The sequence below is a fragment of the Cognatundibacterium rugosum genome, assembly GCF_014284365.1.
GTDB lineage: Bacteria > Pseudomonadota > Gammaproteobacteria > Burkholderiales > Burkholderiaceae_D > Undibacterium > Undibacterium rugosum.
The window spans coordinates 22,386-40,329 of sequence record NZ_JACOGG010000008.1; the positions used below are offsets into that span (position 1 = coordinate 22,386).

The 17,944-nt window shown below is 53.1% G+C and carries 18 protein-coding genes; 8 read left to right on the top strand and 10 right to left on the bottom strand.

The window, feature by feature from the left end; genetic code table 11:
* Positions 1–39 precede the first annotated feature (39 nt).
* The 6 genes from H8K47_RS09025 to H8K47_RS09050 all read left to right on the top strand — a co-directional run bounded on the left by H8K47_RS09025 (position 40) and on the right by H8K47_RS09050 (position 9,032).
* A complete protein-coding gene (locus H8K47_RS09025) occupies positions 40–1,314 on the top strand; it encodes an MFS transporter (RefSeq protein WP_186881084.1) in 1,275 nt (424 codons plus the stop codon).
* 45 nt (positions 1,315–1,359) lie between these two features.
* Complete coding sequence (gene rraA / locus H8K47_RS09030) at positions 1,360–1,872, top strand: ribonuclease E activity regulator RraA (RefSeq protein WP_186881085.1); 513 nt, start codon at positions 1,360–1,362, stop codon at positions 1,870–1,872.
* A gap of 474 nt (positions 1,873–2,346) precedes the next feature.
* Positions 2,347–3,057: a CerR family C-terminal domain-containing protein gene (locus tag H8K47_RS09035; RefSeq protein WP_186881086.1), complete on the top strand. Its 711-nt coding sequence runs from the start codon at positions 2,347–2,349 to the stop codon at positions 3,055–3,057.
* Between the two features lie 92 nt (positions 3,058–3,149).
* Positions 3,150–4,622 carry an efflux transporter outer membrane subunit gene (locus H8K47_RS09040; protein WP_230410176.1) on the top strand — a complete coding sequence of 491 codons (1,473 nt, stop codon included), beginning with the start codon at positions 3,150–3,152 and terminating at the stop codon, positions 4,620–4,622.
* A 27-nt stretch (positions 4,623–4,649) separates the two neighbouring features.
* Entirely contained in the window at positions 4,650–5,894 is a 1,245-nt protein-coding gene (locus H8K47_RS09045) for an efflux RND transporter periplasmic adaptor subunit (RefSeq protein WP_230405170.1), read from the top strand.
* Between the two features lie 9 nt (positions 5,895–5,903).
* On the top strand, positions 5,904–9,032 hold the full coding sequence (locus H8K47_RS09050; protein WP_186881087.1) for an efflux RND transporter permease subunit: 3,129 nt from the start codon (positions 5,904–5,906) through the stop codon (positions 9,030–9,032).
* A 157-nt stretch (positions 9,033–9,189) separates the two neighbouring features.
* Here the strand turns inward: H8K47_RS09050 and H8K47_RS09055 are convergent, their stop codons facing one another.
* From H8K47_RS09055 to H8K47_RS09100, 10 genes are all read right to left on the bottom strand, one after another.
* Positions 9,190–9,570, bottom strand: coding sequence for a hypothetical protein (locus H8K47_RS09055; protein WP_186881088.1), 381 nt, complete (start codon positions 9,568–9,570; stop codon positions 9,190–9,192).
* Between the two features lie 76 nt (positions 9,571–9,646).
* Positions 9,647–10,438 (bottom strand): M24 family metallopeptidase, encoded by a 792-nt coding sequence (locus tag H8K47_RS09060; RefSeq protein ID WP_186881089.1) that lies wholly within the window; start codon positions 10,436–10,438, stop codon positions 9,647–9,649.
* 214 nt (positions 10,439–10,652) lie between these two features.
* A complete protein-coding gene (locus H8K47_RS09065) occupies positions 10,653–11,435 on the bottom strand; it encodes an ATP-grasp domain-containing protein (RefSeq protein ID WP_186881090.1) in 783 nt (260 codons plus the stop codon).
* A 66-nt stretch (positions 11,436–11,501) separates the two neighbouring features.
* Complete coding sequence (locus H8K47_RS09070) at positions 11,502–12,221, bottom strand: HEAT repeat domain-containing protein (RefSeq protein WP_186881091.1); 720 nt, start codon at positions 12,219–12,221, stop codon at positions 11,502–11,504.
* 79 nt (positions 12,222–12,300) lie between these two features.
* Positions 12,301–12,840: a DUF2262 domain-containing protein gene (locus H8K47_RS09075; RefSeq protein WP_186881092.1), complete on the bottom strand. Its 540-nt coding sequence runs from the start codon at positions 12,838–12,840 to the stop codon at positions 12,301–12,303.
* Positions 12,841–12,990: 150 nt separating this feature from the next.
* Positions 12,991–13,407 (bottom strand): hypothetical protein, encoded by a 417-nt coding sequence (locus H8K47_RS09080; protein ID WP_186881093.1) that lies wholly within the window; start codon positions 13,405–13,407, stop codon positions 12,991–12,993.
* 70 nt (positions 13,408–13,477) lie between these two features.
* Positions 13,478–13,918 (bottom strand): hypothetical protein, encoded by a 441-nt coding sequence (locus tag H8K47_RS09085; RefSeq protein ID WP_186881094.1) that lies wholly within the window; start codon positions 13,916–13,918, stop codon positions 13,478–13,480.
* A 285-nt stretch (positions 13,919–14,203) separates the two neighbouring features.
* A complete protein-coding gene (locus H8K47_RS09090) occupies positions 14,204–14,737 on the bottom strand; it encodes a hypothetical protein (RefSeq protein WP_186881095.1) in 534 nt (177 codons plus the stop codon).
* Positions 14,738–14,826: 89 nt separating this feature from the next.
* On the bottom strand, positions 14,827–15,117 hold the full coding sequence (locus H8K47_RS09095; RefSeq protein ID WP_186881096.1) for a putative quinol monooxygenase: 291 nt from the start codon (positions 15,115–15,117) through the stop codon (positions 14,827–14,829).
* Positions 15,118–15,270: 153 nt separating this feature from the next.
* Positions 15,271–16,029, bottom strand: a complete 759-nt coding sequence (locus tag H8K47_RS09100; protein WP_186881210.1) for a helix-turn-helix domain-containing protein — start codon at positions 16,027–16,029, stop codon at positions 15,271–15,273.
* Positions 16,030–16,271: 242 nt separating this feature from the next.
* On the opposite strand from H8K47_RS09100, the gene H8K47_RS09105 reads away from it, so the two are divergent.
* Positions 16,272–17,039 (top strand): hypothetical protein, encoded by a 768-nt coding sequence (locus H8K47_RS09105; RefSeq protein WP_186881097.1) that lies wholly within the window; start codon positions 16,272–16,274, stop codon positions 17,037–17,039.
* An 89-nt stretch (positions 17,040–17,128) separates the two neighbouring features.
* Entirely contained in the window at positions 17,129–17,932 is an 804-nt protein-coding gene (locus H8K47_RS09110) for a TatD family hydrolase (RefSeq protein ID WP_186881098.1), read from the top strand.
* Positions 17,933–17,944 lie beyond the last annotated feature (12 nt).

Genomic DNA, 17,944 nt, shown 5'->3' on the forward strand with positions numbered 1-17,944 from the left:
TTTAGACTGAGGCCAGTTTCTACTTAAGGGAGTTTTTTTATGTCGAATGCAGGATATGCTAACGTTGCCGAAACCCGGCCAGCCGCAGGCAAAACTGACGCACTGATCATCAGCCTGGTCGGCGTCGCACATGGGATTTCGCATTTTTTTCACATGATACTGGCGCCTTTATTCCCCTGGATTAAGGAGGCATTTCAATTATCGTATGCGGAACTGGGCTTACTGATGACGGTGTTTTTCGTCATCTCGGGCATCGGTCAGGCTTTATCTGGCTTTGTAGTAGACCGTATCGGTGCCCGTGCGGTGCTGTTCTTTGGTATCAGCTGTCTGGCGCTGTCTGCCTTGCTGTTGTCGATGGCGCCCAGCTATGGCTTCTTAATGCTGGGCGCAATGGTCGCTGGTGTAGGTAATAGCGTGTTTCATCCGGCCGATTACACTTTGCTGAATCAAAAAGTGACGCCAGCCCGTCTTGGGTATGCATTTTCTGTGCACGGTATTACCGGCAATCTGGGCTGGGCGTCGGCACCGGTTTTTCTGGTCTCGATTGCGCAATTCAGCGACTGGCGTACGGCCTTGTTATGTGCATCTGCCTTGCCCTTAGTTGTACTGGCGCTGCTGGTCTGGCACAGAGACTTACTGCGTACGCATCAAGCCGCTAAAAAAGCTGCTGAAGTCGACAAGGGACCTTCAACTGGCGCTAGTGGTCAGGCCGAAGGTACGCTGGACTTTTTGAAAATACCCGCGGTCTGGATGTGCTTCGCTTTTTTCTTTCTGACTGCTATGGGGCTGGGTGGCATACAAAATTTCTCTGCCACCAGTCTGCGTGATGTGTATGGCATGTCGCTGGCTACGGCGACCAGTGCTTACACCCTGTATATGCTGGCTTCGGCGGGCGGTATGTTGTGGGGCGGGATGCTGGCAGCTAAAGCAAAAAACCATGACCGTACCATCGCAATGGCGTTCGGCGCTGCCGGTATGTTTGCGCTGTGCCTCGCGACCGGTTTGCCGGGCAGCGGGCTGGCGGTAGTCTTGATGGCGGCGATAGGCTTTGGCTCCGGGGTGGCAGGGCCATCTCGCGATCTGATGATACGCGCCGCCGCACCCAAGAATGCAACAGGACGCGTGTATGGCATCGTGTATTCAGGATTAGACTCTGGCCTCGCTTGCTCGCCGCTATTGTTTGGTGCGATCATGGATCGCCATCAGCCAGCCTTGGTGTTTGTGTTGGTCTGCGTGTTCCAGATGCTCGCTATTCTGACCGCGGTCAACGTTGGTGCCCGGACCCGCGCCCGCAATGCGATCGAGAGTGCCTGACCGTGCAGCAGATGGCATTTCTAAATGCTTACCTGGAGGATATCGATGCCTGAAACTTCTGCTTTTTTACTGACCTGCGATCTGTGTGACGCGCATGAGTCCTTGCTGGCACAGGGCAGTCTGCGTGTATTGCCGCCTGTTTTTCTGTCTTTTGGTGCCAAAACCCAGTTCGCCGGTCCCGCTGCGACACTGCGTTTGTTTGAGGATAATGGCATGGTGCGCAGTACCTTGGAAACAGCAGGACAGGGACGGGTGCTGGTGATAGACGGTGGTGGCAGTCTGCGTTGTGCGCTGGTCGGTGGCAATCTGGCCGTGTTGGCAGAAAAAAATGGCTGGGCTGGCATCATCGTGCATGGCTGCGTCAGAGATACCGCAGAAATCAATGCCTGCCAGATTGGCGTGCGTGCGCTGGCTGCCATGCCGGTGCGTAGTGTGAAGAAAGGCGGCGGCGAAGCAGAAGTCACGGTTACGATAGCCGGTGTACGCATCGCACCGGGGCAGTGGATCTATGCCGATGCTGATGGTGTATTAGTCGCAGATCAGGCCTTGCATACCTAATCTGAATCGATTCGCCCGAAACTGTCTGGGCGCACCGACGTAGAAAGCCAGTCGATCTTTGTTGATCTGCTGGCTTTTTTGTTTGCGATGGAGCAGATGACAAATAATAACCCTACTGCCTTCCTAGGGCCTGTTAGCATTCAAATTACGTGTGCGAAAGGGGAAAAACGGTTGCAGGGCTAGGCGCAGCCCGCGCAGCAGTGTGATCACTGTTAGCGGGATGCAACAACGCCATGCGGCTGTTTTACCCCTTTCCCTTTGGGTTCAAGCCAAAACGCGCGCTGGACTGCGTTGCGTGTCTTGTCAGGGGCACCAGCCCTGACGGCGACACACGCCTTGCCAGCCCACGTTTTGGCTTGAACGCATCTCGCAATTTAAATGTTAACAGGCCCTAGTTCAATCAAACGTTTGATTTGTGTGTTAGTATCCCGTTTTCTTTTAATGTATCTTTTGTAGTTAGGTATTGTTCCAGCCATGAAATCTCAAGACGCTCAGTCTCAGCCAGAACAACAGAACATTCACTCTGCCAGCAGCGCGCAAAAGTCGGAGCGCGGAGTCAGGGCAGATGGTGCAGAAGCGCGCCTGCGTTTGTTAGACGCCGGTTTGCTGCTGTTTGCGAATCACGGATTTGCCAAAGCCTCCACGCGTGAAATTGCGCGTACGGCAGAGGTGAACATTTCTGCGATCAGTTATTACTTTGGCGACAAAATGGGTTTGTACCGCGCGGTATTCCGCGATCCACGCTACAACCCGGAAATTAAACAGGAAGTATTTGAAGGCGATGATCTACGCGCCTCCATGACAGCGTTGGTACACGCCTTCACCGATGCGCTCAGGCAGGGTGAGAAAGCCGCTTTATTCATGAAGCTGTATTGCCGCGAAATGCTGGAGCCTACCGGACTGTGGCAGGATGAAATTGAAACGGTGATCAAACCGGCACATGCGGGGTTGGCGCAATGCATCAGCCGTTATCTGGGCTTACAAGAGCCAGATGCCGATGTGCAAAGGCTGGCATTTTCCGTATCCGGACTGGCCTTGTCCTTGTTCGTGAATTTTGATGTGATTGAAGCGGTACAGCCAGACCTGATTAACAGCCAGGCTGCGATCGATCAGTATGTGCAGCGGATTATCGATTTTGCGCTGGCGATGTGTGAAGACGAGCTGCGTCGTCGCCAGACAGCCTGACTGCTTTGCTGTCTGACGCTGTCTGAAGATGTGATACAGGCCAGGGCATGAAGTAAGTATTGATTTGGAACTGAGATGGAGAAATCTTGAACATGAATATGAAATGCAGTCTGATTCCTATCCTGTTGCTGACTAGCGCTTGCAGCAGCACAGTGCGCGCTCCGGCCGAACAGCTGGTGGCCACGCCTGTGCAGACTCAGCAATCTCTGCTGCAGGCTTTGCCACCAACTACGCAGGCCGCCAGCTTGCAGCAATGGTGGCAGGCGCAGGGTGATCCCGCCTTGCTACAACTGATTTCAGCAGCACAAACCGTGAGCCCCGGCATTGCCCAAGCCTGGGCTAACATAGAAACTGCCCGTGCAGCGCGTGTGAGCAGTGGTGCCGCCTTGTTGCCGACGCTGGATGCAACTGTCAATGCCAGTCGTGGCCGCAGTCAGCCTGGTATGCCAGTTGCTAATCAGGGACAAGCCGGTTTACAAACTTCCTGGGAAATAGATGTGTTTGGTGCTGGCCGGGCAAGTCGTGATGCCAGTCAGGCCAGCCTGGATGCGAGTCGTGCGTTGTGGCATGACGCCAGAATCTCAGTGGCTGCGGAAACCGCCACGCAGTACGTGAATGCGCGCCAGTGTCAGCTGACACTGGCATTGACCCGCAAAGACAGTGAATCCAGGCAGGAAACTGTACGGGTAACAGCGCTTAGTGCGAAAGCCGGTGTGGCTTCGCAAAACCAATTTGTACTGGCTCAAGCCGCGGCGGCCGAGGGAAATAACCGTACGCTGCAACAGCAGGCCGCCTGCGATGTCGAGCGTAAGGCGCTGGTGGCACTGACTGGCTTGCCTGAAACCGAAGTCGCAGCGCTGATACAGCAAGCGGCACCCCAGCCAGCCTGGCAACCGGTCGGCATCAGCAGTCTGCCAGCCAGCGTGTTGAATCAGCGGCCCGATGTGTATGCAGCGGAACAGGAGATGACTGCAGCGTATGCGCAAATTTCAGCAGCGCAGGCACAGCGTTATCCACGTCTGAGTCTGACCGGTTTTGTTGGTCGCACCAGAATCGACAGCGGTGCCACAGACCTGACTGGTCCAAGCTGGTCGCTGGGTCCTGTCAACCTGACTCTGCCCTTGTTTAACGGTGGCCGTCTGGCAGCCAATGTCGATGCGGCCGAAGCGCGTTATCTGGCCAGTGCCAGCAATTACCAGGCTAAAGTGCGGCAGGCAGTGCGTGAGGTGGAAGAAGCACTGGTGAATTTGCGCAGTGCCGAAGCCAGACAACAGGATGCCGCACTGGCCGCACGTTCCTATGCAGCGCATGCAGCTCAAACTGCGAGCCGCTATCAGCAAGGTATGGCCAGTCTGTTTGATCTGGAAGACGCACGCCGTAGCGCGTTTGCGGCCGAGCTCAATGAAAGCACGCTGCAATCGGAACGTCGCCGTGCCTGGATCGCGCTGTACCGCGCTGCCGGTGGCGGCTGGAGCACGCAGGCAGTCATGCCTGCCGCTGCTGCCGCGGCTCCTGCAGCGCCTACGTCTGCTACGGCAGCTACCTCCGCACAGAATTCACAATAATCCCGCTTGCTAAGAAAGCAGATGACTATGTTTACTCAAATTTCACAGCATTTTTCTTTACACACTGTGCTTCGTTCCTCGTTTTGGGCGACTTCTTCCGTCCTGGTCTTACTGGCCGCATTGGGCAGCTACAGCCTGTCTATGGCGGCTGACAGCAGTGCATCGGCGCAGGCCAATAGCAGCGCAGCAGCGAATAGCAAACTCAAACCTGCGCTGACCGTCACGACTACGCAGCCTACTATTGCAGACATACCGCTGCGGCTGGCGGCCAATGGCAATGTGCAGGCCTGGCAGGAGGCCATCATCGGCTCAGAAGCAAATGGCTTACGCATACAGGAGTTGCACGTCAATATTGGTGACGTGGTTCAGCGCGGTCAGCTATTGGCCAGCTTTGTCAGCGAAACGGTACAGACCGATCTGGCAGCAGCCCAGGCCAGCGTGGCAGAAGCAGCAGCCAATCTGGCTGAGGCACAGGCCAATGCCGAACGCGCACGCAATTTGCAAAACACAGGTGCACTGAGTGCCCAGCAAATCGGTCAGTACCTGAGTGCCGAAGCGACCGCCAAAGCCAGACTGGATGCAACTAAAGCAGCGCTGGCGGCGCAACAGCTCAGGATGAAACATACCCGCGTGCTGGCACCCGATGCCGGTGTGATCAGTGCCCGTACTGCGACGTTTGGTGCGGTCGTGCAGAGTGGCGCGGAACTGTTCCGCATGATACGGCAAGGGCGGCTGGAATGGCGTGCCGAACTGACGGCAGCAGAAATGGCACGGATCAGCAATGGCGGCGAAGCCATCGTGACCGCACCCGGCGGCGCGCAATGGAAGGGCAAGGTGCGTATGGTGGCTCCGGTACTGGATGCGCAAACCCGCAACGGCCTGGTCTATGTCGACTTGCAGCCGCCTAAGGAAGCGAAGGCAGCGGGCGTGTTCAAGCCCGGCATGTATGCCAAGGGCGAATTCCTGCTCGGTCATTCTGCCGGATTGACGATACCGCAGCAGGCCATCGTAGTCAGGGATGGCTTTAGTTATGTCTTCCGTTTGAATAAAGATGGCAAAGTCACGCAAGTGAAGCTGCAGACCGGACGCCGGGTCACTCAGCCGCAAGGTGAAGTGGTGGAGGTGCTGTCCGGTTTGCAAGCCGGTCAGACCGTGGTGGTCAGCGGCGCCGGTTTCCTCAATGACGGCGATCTGGTTAAGGTGGTTAATCCTGCAGCGGACAAGCCGGCCGCTGCGGCCGTTGCTGCCACCACCGCCAGCACACAAAAATAAGGGGCGATTGTGAACTTTTCAGCGCTATCAATTAAAAACCCGATACCGGCGATCATGCTGTTTATCTTGCTGACGCTGGCTGGCCTGCTATCGTTCAAGGCGACCATCGTGCAGGATTTTCCGGATATCGAATTACCCATCGTGACTGTCAGCGCGACCTTGCAGGGCGCAGCACCGGCTCAGCTTGAAACCGAAGTCGCACGTAAAATCGAAGATGCAGTGTCTTCCGTACAGGGCGTAAAAAACGTCTACACCAAGGTGCTGGATGGCGATGTGTCGGTGACGGTGGAATTCATCCTAGAAAAACAAATCTCGGATGCTGTCAATGAAGTGCGCGATGCCGTCGCCACAGTCAGGGCGGATTTACCCAGCGAAATGCGCGACCCAGTGGTGACCAAAGCCTCAACGGCGGGGCGGGTGGTGAGCACCTATACCGTGGAAGCCAAGGCAGACGCGGCTGACAGCAAGGATGGCCCGGAAAGCCGCATGGATATTCAGGATCTGAGCTGGTTCGTGGATAACACCGTGGCGAAACGCTTGCGTAATATTCCCGGCGTCGGTGCCGTCAAACGGGTAGGCGGCGTTAACCGTGAAGTGCGGGTCGAGCTGAATGCCGATCAGATGGCGGCGTTGAATGTGTCCGCCGTCGATGTCTCGCGCCGTATCAAACTGGTACAGCAGGAAGCACCCGGTGGCCGTGGTGACGTGAGTGGTGCAGAGCAATCGATACGTACCATCGCCACTGTCAAAACGGCTGCAGAACTGGCACAGCTGGATGTACCGTTGCCGGATGGCCGCCACATACGGCTGGAGCAGGTTGCGAAGGTCAGCGATACTATCGCCGAGCCGCGCTCAGTCGCCACGCTGGATGGCAAAGTGGTGGTGGGCTTTGAAGTGTTCCGTACCAAGGGTGCGAGCGAAGTTGATGTGGCACTGGCCAGCAAACAGGCGATAGAAGAACTCAAAGTACATTATCCCAAGCTGCATTTTTTTGAGGCGATAGATAACGCACAGCCGGTAGAAGAAAACTTTGATGGCTCTATGCATTTGCTGTACGAAGGCGCTTTGCTGGCGGTGCTGGTGGTCTGGTGGTTCCTGCGTGACTGGCGCGCGACCATAGTCGCAGCAGCTGCTTTGCCTTTGTCGGTAATCCCGACTTTTCTGGGGCTGAAGTATTTCGGCTACACCCTCAATACCGTGACCCTGCTGTCACTCGCGCTGGTGGTGGGTGTGCTGGTTGATGATGCGATCGTGGAAATCGAAAACATCGCACGCCATCTGCAAATGGGTAAATCCCCGATGCAGGCTGCGATGGAAGCAGCTGATGAAATCGGGATGGCGGTGATCGCCACGACCTTTGCGCTGGTGGCTGTGTTTTTGCCGACCGCCTTTATGGGCGGAGTACCAGGGCTATTCTTCAAGCAGTTTGGCTGGACGGCGGTGATCGCGATTCTGGCATCGCTGGTGGTGGCGCGTTTGCTCACACCGATGATGGCGGCCTATCTGTTAAAGCCTGCCTCTGATGCAAAGGGACATGCACATGGGCATGGTGAATCTGCAGATGGCTGGATCATGCAACGCTACATGCGCACTATGCAATGGTGTCTGCGCCATCGTCTGCTCACAATGTTGGCGGCAGCGGCATTCTTTGTAGGCTCAATTACGCTGGTCGGTTTGCTGCCTACCGGCTTTGTACCCGCCTCTGATCGTGCCCAGACCCAGGTCAACATCGAACTGCCACCCGGCAGCACGCTGGCCGAGACCCGTGCATTGGCGGAGCAGGCACGTGTGCTGATCAAAGAAGACCGCAATGTGCTGAGTATCTTCAGCTCTATCGGTGGCGGCTCCAGCGGTGATGCGTTTGCGCCAGGCGCAGCGGCTGAAGCACGCCGTGCGGTGTTGACGATTACCACCACCCATCGTGACAACAGAAAGGCCAGCATGGCCGATATCGATGGCGCGATACGTGAAAAACTGGCGTCACTGCCAGGTGCTAAATTCACCGTCGGCCCACCCGATTCCGGCGTCAAAATGCAGTTAGTGCTGAAGAGTGAAGACCCGGTCGCCTTGGTGGAAGCGGCCAGAAGCGTAGAGCGTGAATTGCGGACCCTGAAAGGCGTAGGCAATGTGAGTTCCAGTGCTTCACTGGTACGTCCGGAAATCATCGTCAGACCCGATATGGCGCGTGCCGCCGAGCTGGGCGTGACCGCGGCCAGCATCGGTGAAACGGTGCGCGTGGCGACTGCAGGGGATTACGACACCATGCTGCCTAAGCTGAATCTGGCGCAACGTCAGGTGCCGATTCGTATCAAGCTGCCTGATCATTTCCGCGCTAGCCTGGCCGATATCGAGCGCCTGACAGTGCCGGGTAAAAATGGTCCGGTGATGTTGGCGACCGTCGCGAAAGTCACGATGGAATCCGGCCCGGCCCAGATCGATCGCCTGAACCGCAGCCGCAATGTCACGCTGGATGTGGAATTGGGTAGCCGCCAACTGGGTGAAGTCAATGAAGAAGCACGCGCACTGCCCAGCATGAAAAATCTGCCTGCCGCAGTCAGTATCGCAGAACTGGGCGACGCACAGGAAATGCAGGCGCTGTTCGCCAGCTTTGGTATCGCGATGCTGATCGGTATCCTGTGTATCTATGGCGTGCTGGTCTTGCTGTTCAAAGACTTCCTGCAGCCGGTAACGATTTTGGCCGCACTGCCGCTGAGTATAGGCGGTGCCTTCGTCGCCTTGCTGGTGACTGGTCAGGCTTTATCCATGCCGTCCATGATAGGCCTGATTATGTTGATGGGGATCGTGACCAAGAACTCGATTCTGCTGGTCGATTATGCGGTGCTGGCACGCGCAGAAGGCATGAGTCGTTTTGATGCATTGGTCGACGCCTGCCATAAACGCAGCCGTCCTATCATCATGACCACCATCGCCATGGGAGCCGGCATGATGCCGCTGGCTCTTGGCTGGGGCGCCGACCCCAGCTTCCGCTCGCCAATGGCGATTGCCGTGATCGGCGGCCTGATCACCTCGACCTTACTGAGTCTGCTGGTGGTCCCCGCCGTGTTCACCTACATCGACGACTTCGAACACCTGCTGGGCCGCCTGCGCGGCAAGAAAACGGCGCAGGCTGTGAGTTAAGATCGGGTGTTTTTTTTTTGCAGCTTCGCCAGTTTTGCCAGCACCACTTTTGTGTGGTGCTGGTGGTTGAGAGCGTCACATGGTGCTCTGTTCGCATGAGAAAACAGGTGGCATTAAAAAAACAGATTTTTCACCAGTGTGTATGTTGCTCGATAGCTCAGGCAGCATTTCCGCTGCTTTGAGCAGACCTGTTTCTGTTACCCAATTCTCGTTCGTAACTAGCCAAAGCGAATGATGCAACACACTGAAGAATGCCGGGTTTCATTCCGACCGCACTCAGCAAGACCAGACCCAGGCATACGCCAAAACCTGCGCCAAAAACAAGTTGATCCCGGCCCGACGAGGAAAGAGGAAAAACGATGGTGCACAACATGGCTAAGTTGTAGACGATTGCTAACAAGAGCGCACTCGTATTTACTTGTCCACCAGGTAGCAGCCATTCGATGGCTACGGCAGACCAGATGGCTGTGGTTTTCAGATAGGTCAATACGCAGATAAGCAGCGTGATGAAGTGGCAGATGATGACTGTGCGTTTCATGTAGTTTTTACGTGGGTTTCAGAGCACTTAGAAATAAAATACTTGTAGCTTCGTCCTCGAATGCTATGTCGACTACTCATTTATATGTAGAAGTGAGTAGCTCAGGGCCATTATCACCAATCAGTACAATATGACTAAAGACCGCTGACGGAAGCCGCTCTTTGTCAATCACAGTCCAGTTATCAGCAGCTAATTTTTCATGCGGTTGTGCTGCATGTCCCAGTGCTAGCAAAGAAAACATCGTTCCTGTCGAAAGGGTATGATCTTCGCCTATAAGTCCCTTTGGTAAAACAAATTGTGGAAATATGATGGGTTCCCGGCCTATCAGGTGACCAACAAAATTTTTAGATAAAACAATTTTTTCTGCTAGAGCGACTTCATGCAATGCCGTCACGATACTTGAGATCTTCGCATTTGGAGTGCACATCTGAATTGCATTTTCCAGGCATTTCAATGTCGATGACATTAGATGGATTTTTGCTGGAGATGATTTTTCTTCTCCTACAAGCATGGTCCAGTTCTGACTGCAAAATGCACTCATAGCGTCATTCGTTCCGAGTGATATCTTGACCAAATCACCTGCTTCAATACGCGTATTATGTTTTGGTATCCCATTCATTATTTCGTGGTTACGGCAAATGGAAATATCTTCTGGAAACGAAAACGTCTTGCGAAATGAAAATTCAACTCCGATTTCTTTCGCTGCTACACGCGCTATGTCCGCAAGGTCTGCCGTTGTTATACCTGGAACGATACTACTCAGAATTTGATCGAAAATGAAATTTTGCTTTTTCGCGAGCACCTTTATCCGCTCAATAGTTACTTGATCGTTTGCTTGAGTCGGCGTTAATTTTGTATAGAGCGGCATTTGATAATTGAAAAGTGGGATATTTTTCGTACGGCCAGACGATGGTTCGCTAACTTGTTTCGACGAAGAAAACGGATTTCGCCTTGGGGGGCTGGCATGAGCACAAAACCTGGCCACAAGCAATGATTCGCAATCAACGCTAATGCCTGATTGTCTTGTGTGAAAAGTAGTCTGTCAAAAGACACTTGAAATACACTTTTAGGTAACGGCTTGTTCAGACTGCGCTATTGAGCGCCTCGATGAAAGTGTTCGCAGGCCACTGCTTTCGGTCTGAAACCTGACCGTCGCCTAGTTCGATGAGTCTGGGCTTGCCTTCTGTGTTAAATACAATGTCAACCGAGAAGAAAGGACTCTCAATACGGCGTGCGATGTCTTGTACGATATCGGGAATGATGCCATTCCGAGCCAGCACTTTGCCCCGTAGGACAAAGTAGCGTTCTTCAGTTTCATGCAAAAGGTCTTCGAACTCTCGGATACATACGCCACCTTCTAACTTGCCGCGATAGCGTTCAATCAAGGTTACTACTTCGTGTACTTCCGCAGCATTCTTGGCGACTGACCCGCGCGAAGTGGTGAGCGATTTGACGAAATCCTTAACGAAGTATGCATTCCAACCCGTTGTGGATAGTGCCAATGAAAAATCATCGTTTTTCGCCAGGGTGATTGTTGTTGGTGTCAGATCCTTGCATTGGTCGTACCACTCAGGAAGATAATGACAGCGTCGGTAGTTCTCAGCGGTTACGACAACAGTTGCTCCCATCAACTCAATTGATTCTTGCAATTGAGCGTAGCGTTCCGGAGTTAACATCCAGCCGCGATAAAGGATATCTCCTTCAAAAACCTTTGCGGGATGGGGTCTAAATTCGCCACACTCGAAGTCTTCAAAAGAAAACAGAAAGCAAGTAAAGCCGTTGTGTTGAGCTGCGCAGAACTCTTCCTCGTATGCCTCGTCAGGTTTCTTTTTGTTGAAGGGATCACACGGGTAGAGTAGGTGCATATTTGATATGGCTGAATTATTTTAAAAATGGAGATCGACTTTAACATGAAAATATCAATGTGATAATCAATTTCCAGTCACATCAAAGCTGCTGCGATTGAATAACTTCGAAACTCGCAGCGCCGCATTTTGTACTTGCGGATGTGGGTCTTTAATTAAGCTGAGAATAAGGTTTGTTGAATCGGTTAAATGCGCGGAGCCAATTGCATCTGCAACGGCTTCGCGGACGAAGAAGCTAGGGTGCTCTGCCAGGTTTTGGAGAACTTGTTCGTGCTCACCACGCAGAAGCGGCAAGTAGAGGCAGATGAGAAATTCACTGTCGTCGAATTCTGTAGCTCGCGCCAGTTCGGACAGTACTGCAGAGAGTGCAGCCTGGTTTGGGTGCACAGGATCTTCGATTTCTAACTCTCCTAATTTCGTGTGACTGACATGTAATTTACGTAAAAATTCTTCAAACGCATTAAGAGATGCGAATTCTATCTTTGGCTCGGGGTCGTGATTAAAATGCACTACCATTCCCGTAGCGATACCCTCCGTGATGTAGCAATATGGATTCGAGTCACCTATATCATTCAGGACGACAAGTCCAAGATGCTTTCCGCTATTGACACTCCGCACATCATGCGACTTTTGGGCGCTCGTTTTTGCGTCAAGGATGTTAATCTGAAGTTCTTCCGAGTTGAACTCATTCTTTGCATTTAAAAAGCTAATGATCTCAGCTGGAATGCTAACTTCCTGAGTTGCTGGCTGTATAGCCGCTTGCTTCTTCTTGAAAATTCCAAACATTTTTGATTGCCCAAGTGATTTTTCATTTGTCGCTTAGCTACATTAACTGGTTCTAGGCGTGACGATACATGTTTCTTCGTCACATCGTAATATGAATATCGTTCAATGTGATGCCATCAAAAGTAACGATGCCGAGATGATGACCCCAAAATATGTCGTTATCGTCGTACCAGACGGAGAGACTGGATGGGCCAGTAGCATCGAGTGAATTAAGTCTTAACTGCGCGCAAAACTCAGCCTTTGTCAGTTCTGGCTTCTCAAACTGAGCTTTGCTTCCATCTGAATTTATTGTTTCCCAAAAACGCCATTCTGCGTTGTAACTATCCAAGAATTTTTCGGCTATCAGATTTCTGAACTTTAAGTCTAGTTCTGGCAACGATTCAACTGCTTTACACGCCAAAGCAAGTGCATTTGCTATATTGCTGCCGTCAGGATCAATCCCAATGTGGATATCGCCCGCGCGGTAAGCTATGCGGCCAGTAAGTGAAGTTGGGAATCTGTCGCTTACTTGAAGCGAGCCAAGTAGTGGATGCTCAATCGCAGCAGTCAGGGTAGGGACTGGCTTTGTCCTTACGCTTCCGAGGCGGAGTAGTCGTTTTAGGTGGTTGAGTGTGCTCATTGAGTAAGCTTATGCGCATTCGTCTTTCACTGTAGCTGCAGACAATAAGTTGTATTTGTCATTATTTGCAAGCGTAAGCAAATTTCCTGGAAATTTCGTGTCGACGGTCATCCTGGCTTAAGCCATACACTCTGAAATCCCATTTTCGCATTATCTCAACAAATCCGTAACCGGCAGCATCTCTAATTCACCCTGCTTTTGCACCACCACATTCAATGGCAAATAGGCTTTGGCTGGCGGGCAGTTTTCAAAGTGGGTGGCATTAACCTTGTACGGGCCGAACCACTTGTAGGTGCCGGAAAAACCGCCGTATTGGTAGATCCAGGCTTGCTGCGCATTACGATCGATCAGTGCGGCGTACAGAAACTGGTCGGTGGTGCCTACGGGTTCACGCAGCGATATGCTGCGGAAAGCCTTGCTGTCTGCGGTGGAGAGGTAGGGGCCTTCGACTGCTTCGTTCAAGACGATTGCGGGTGGCGTCAACGATGAGAGTTGGCACACAGGCGGGCTTTCTGCGGCAGAGACAGCACTTGCAGCGGCGAAGAATAGTGTCAGCAGGGTTTGCATGATATGTCCTGGATAGGGTGCGAAATATGGCGAACCCGGATGCCGGATGCTGGGTATTACCTGACAAATCTCAATGATCGCGTTTGTAAAGCCAGACACCGAGAGGTAAGGCAAACAGCGGCAAGACCAGGGTAGCGATGGAAGACCATAGCGGGACAGGCAGATCATGGGGCAGGCGTTGCAACCAGACGCATAAACCAGCTGCGAACAGGCTGGCCAGCAGGGTGTTACGCGTCAGCCCTGATGCACTGAGTTTGGCTAACCAGCCGCCGCCAGCTAACGGACCTATCAGGCTTAACAGGTGGGCGCCGATCAGTGTGAGTGTGAAAGCGAGTGTGCTGACATCCGATGCTGTGGCTGGTACGCCAGGGGTGTTGTTCAGCCAGAAATATCCCGATGTGACGGCAAATACAATAGCGTTGCTAAGGCCGCAGCTCGCCGTTGCGCCAAACAAGACAGCCGCGTTGTTACGGACAGAATCAGGGGCGGCAAGCAGTTGTTGGGTATGCATGTTGCGGGTGGATGTTGCTGTCAATTAATGCTTAAACTTTAACATAGCTGTGTTCATTTTGATATTTTATTAAATCAACAGGACTTACGCAAAATTGTCCCGGCAAGGCTTGGCGACGAAGGCAGTACGAGCTGTACGACAAGGAGCCATAACGCCGCTGGGGCGGTTTTGCGTAAGTCCTAGTCAATCAATCTTGCGTCAGATAGCGCTGTTGCGGCTGTTGCCTGTCAAAGCGTTTAGACAGCTATATTGTCAAAAATCCGGCCCAAAGCTGGCGAATGCTGACTAGGCTTCAACGTCTTTTCGCAAACGGCTTAATCTGGTCTGCGCCGCGCGCAGTAAAGCTTTGCTGTACATGTGATGAAAACCGGATAGCAGGTGGAAAACAAATCCAAACGATGTGCCGCCATCCGCTGCGCGTGATTTGGGGACAACCACGCTGCCAAAGTAAAGCCGGGTTGTATGGGTTTGCGGCGTATGCAGTGCTTCCACCATCAGCCAGGAGCGCGTGCGTCCGGCGGCATCGCGCAGCAGGATTTGCCTGGCATTGCGCTCTTCGACATCCCAGATCGCAAATTGACGGGTTTGATGCAGCGCCAGTTGTTTCGCATCGTGGTCAGTTGAGGGGCGTTTGGCCAGCCATTTCAGCAGGAAGCGTTCTATCCTAAACAGCGGTGTGGTGTAAAAGGCATACACGTAATCGCTGAGCGTAATTTCCTGTGCTACATCGATGTAATAGCAGTCTGCATAGGCGCCAGACTGACGATATTTAGCTGATAAAGCCAAGTCCGGCAGTGGGCATTGATGTATGGTTTGCATCGTATTCTTGGTGCACTTTTTCCAAGGGGCTAGGTTACCGGTTTGTCGACGCCCGCCTGCACAGGCAGCGCCGACTGGGTAGTGTTGAATTACATCACCAAACACTGCTGCACTGAGACTGCAGTAATCCATGCACCGGCTTGTTCTTTGAAACGCGCGAGGCTGCTGCCCTGATCGTGCGCCTGATAGGCTTCCTGGTTGGCGTATAACTCAAAAATCATGACGGTATTGCTGAGTTCATCGGGCTGCAGTAATTCAAATTGCAGTGTGCCTGCTTCGGTTTGCAGACAGCGCTGCTGATGTTCACTGAGTGCTTGTAAAAATGCCGTTTTGGATTCTTCCTGATAGGAGATGGAGACAACGAGCGCTACTTTTTTCATGCTGAACTTTCCAGAGTGGTGAGTGTGACGAAACCTAAGCAAAACAGCAAAAGGTAATTGCCGACCATAAATGTAGCATTTCTATTAATAAGTTGCCTGACTATTCATGGCATGGCTTTCCACTGGTCAGCTTGGCCCAGCGATGTAAGCGGCTCATTTTGCCTTGCCCGGCAGTCGTCTGAAACCGGTAAATTCCGCAGGTTCCCATTCACGACTAGCCAGCAGCAGGCCAACGCCTCGCCGTTTTTTGAGCGGGGCGGCCAGACTTTCCTGATGCAGGTCGGCGAATTTGCGCTTGAGCTGGCGCAACTCGCTATGTAGCTTGCTGATGGCGGCTTCGGTCAGCATGCCATGGCTGAAGCTCAGCGTTTGCTCGTCGTCGTGGAAGTGAGAATCCAGAAAATCATGTAAGCCAGACTGCTGAAAATACTGGCGTATCGGGCCAGCGGGCAGCCATTCGAAATCGCGGGTGATATTCAGTCGTATGCGGTTGCCGGGTAAGAGTGTGATCAGCCCCAGCTTATCGAGCTTGAGCAGGTAATGCAGGCATTCCGGCTCGGTGTAGCGATAAACCTGCATGATCTCGTCCATACTCCAGTGATTGATGGCGCAGACCGCGACCAGCAACAGGCGTTTATCGGCGACCAGTTCTTTTTCCTGATTCTGATTTAGCGTGGGCAGACGGTTGCCCTGATGATTGGCTTCCTGCGTCAGTTCCATCAAGGTCAAACCCAGAAAATGTGCGATTTGCAGTATGCGTTCCAGACTCAGATTTGCCGCATTTTCTTCGCGCAATATGCGCTTCACACTGGCTTCCGACAACGCCAGCGCTTCCGCCACATCGCGATAGGTTTTGCCCTGCAGCTTGAGCTGGCTTTTGATGGTGCGCATGATTTGCCGGATTTCATTCATGGTTTGCCTTGCCTCTTTTGTGTTCTGCATGCCCGTTGAACGGGCCTGTTAATTTCGATGAAGTCGTATCTGGGTAGCGGTTTCAGCTACTTTTCTTACGATGAAAGCTAACTTTTTTCTGCATAGTTTCATTATTTGCTTCGCTTTGGCAAGCTCTGCGCTGGTTTTTTGTTCAAATAATGTCACTAGCAAGCTGCCTGTGGGTAGCCGGTGAGTCAGTTCTGTCGATAAGGAAGAAAACGATGCTTATATCAATCAAGTCAATCAAGTGGCTGCCAGCAGCGATCGTATTGTTGAGTGTGGTTGCGATGTTATGGCATGGGCCGGTCTTGCAACTGCCCCATTATCATGAATTTGCCGATCAGCGTGTCTGGCTGGGAATACCGCATGCTGCGGATGTATTGAGTAATCTGGGTTTCGCTCTGGTCGCTGCACTGGCCGGTGATCAGCTGTTTGTGCGGCGGCGTTACGCACGTTCAGCGGCGGCGCTGCCTGCGTTTAGCTTATTGTGTCTGATTGTGTTCCTGACTGCAGTTGTATCGGCTTACTATCATCTGGCGCCGGATGATGCACGTTTGTTTTGGGACAGGATGGCGATTGCTCTTGCATCTGCCTGCCTGATCTGCGGCGTACGTGCCGATGCGAAGCCGGGTATGACACCGCATCGCGCCTTACTTGAGTTAATGCTGGGCCTGACACTGGCGGTTGCCAGCGTGCTTTGGTGGCGTCACAGCGCAGACTTACGTCCCTATCTGTTGCTGCAGCTCTGGACAGTGCTGCTGGTCATCGTCTGGCAAGGTATCTGGCAAGCCGATCACCGGATTCGTCGCTGGTTTAACGCCGCCATCGCTTGTTATCTATTGTCCAAACTGGCTGAAATGGCGGATCACACCATCCTGAGCCTGAGTGCTTGCGTCAGCGGCCACAGCCTGAAACATCTGATCGCAGCAGGTGCCGCAGCCTGTATTTTTTATGGTTTGCGGCAAGCATGTGCGAATCCGGTGAGGTGAGCCTCCGACAAGCTAACTTCCGCTTGGCGCAGTGCGCAGAATTCCAGCATAATCGGTGCATGAGTAGCCAATTTGTAAAGTGAACAGGTATGTGGATAGATACGCATTGTCATCTCGATGCGAGTGAGTTTGGCGGGACTTCGCTACAGCTCGCGCAGCAGGCGGTGGCGGCAGGGGTGAGTCAGATTGTGGTGCCAGCGGTGCATCTGAACTTGTTCAATCAGGTGCAGCAACTGGCGCAGCAGCATGAGGCCTGCGTCTATGCGCTGGGCATCCATCCCATGTATGTGCCGACGTCGGATGAAGGTCATTTGCAGATATTGCGTCAGCGTATAGAGCAGGTGCTCAGCAGTGAACACGCGCATCAACTGGTTGCGGTGGGTGAGATAGGGCTGGATTATTTTGTGCCTGCGCTGACCCAAAGTCCTTTGCTGGAAAAGCAGGAATTTTTTTATACCGAGCAGTTAAAAATCGCCAGGGACTTTGATTTGCCGGTCTTGCTGCATGTCAGGCGTTCGCAGGACAAGGTGCTTAAGCAATTGCGGCGCATCCGGGTGCGGGGCGGGATCGCGCATGCCTTCAATGGCAGTGTGCAGCAAGCCGGGCATTTTCTGGATCTCGGGTGTAAGCTGGGTTTTGGCGGCGCAATGACCTTTCCCCGTGCTTTGCAAATCCGAAGGCTCGCAGCGGAATTGCCACTCGATGCGCTGGTGCTGGAAACCGATGCACCTGATATACCACCTAGCTGGATCAGGGACGGCTATAACCGGCCCGATCAGATACCGGCGATAGGCTCCGTGCTGGCGGCGTTGCGCGCCATGGATGTCGCCGACATCGCAGCGGCCAGTTCACACAATGCGCGCGAGGTGTTGCCGCGCCTCTTACTCAATTGAGGTGGTGGCGTC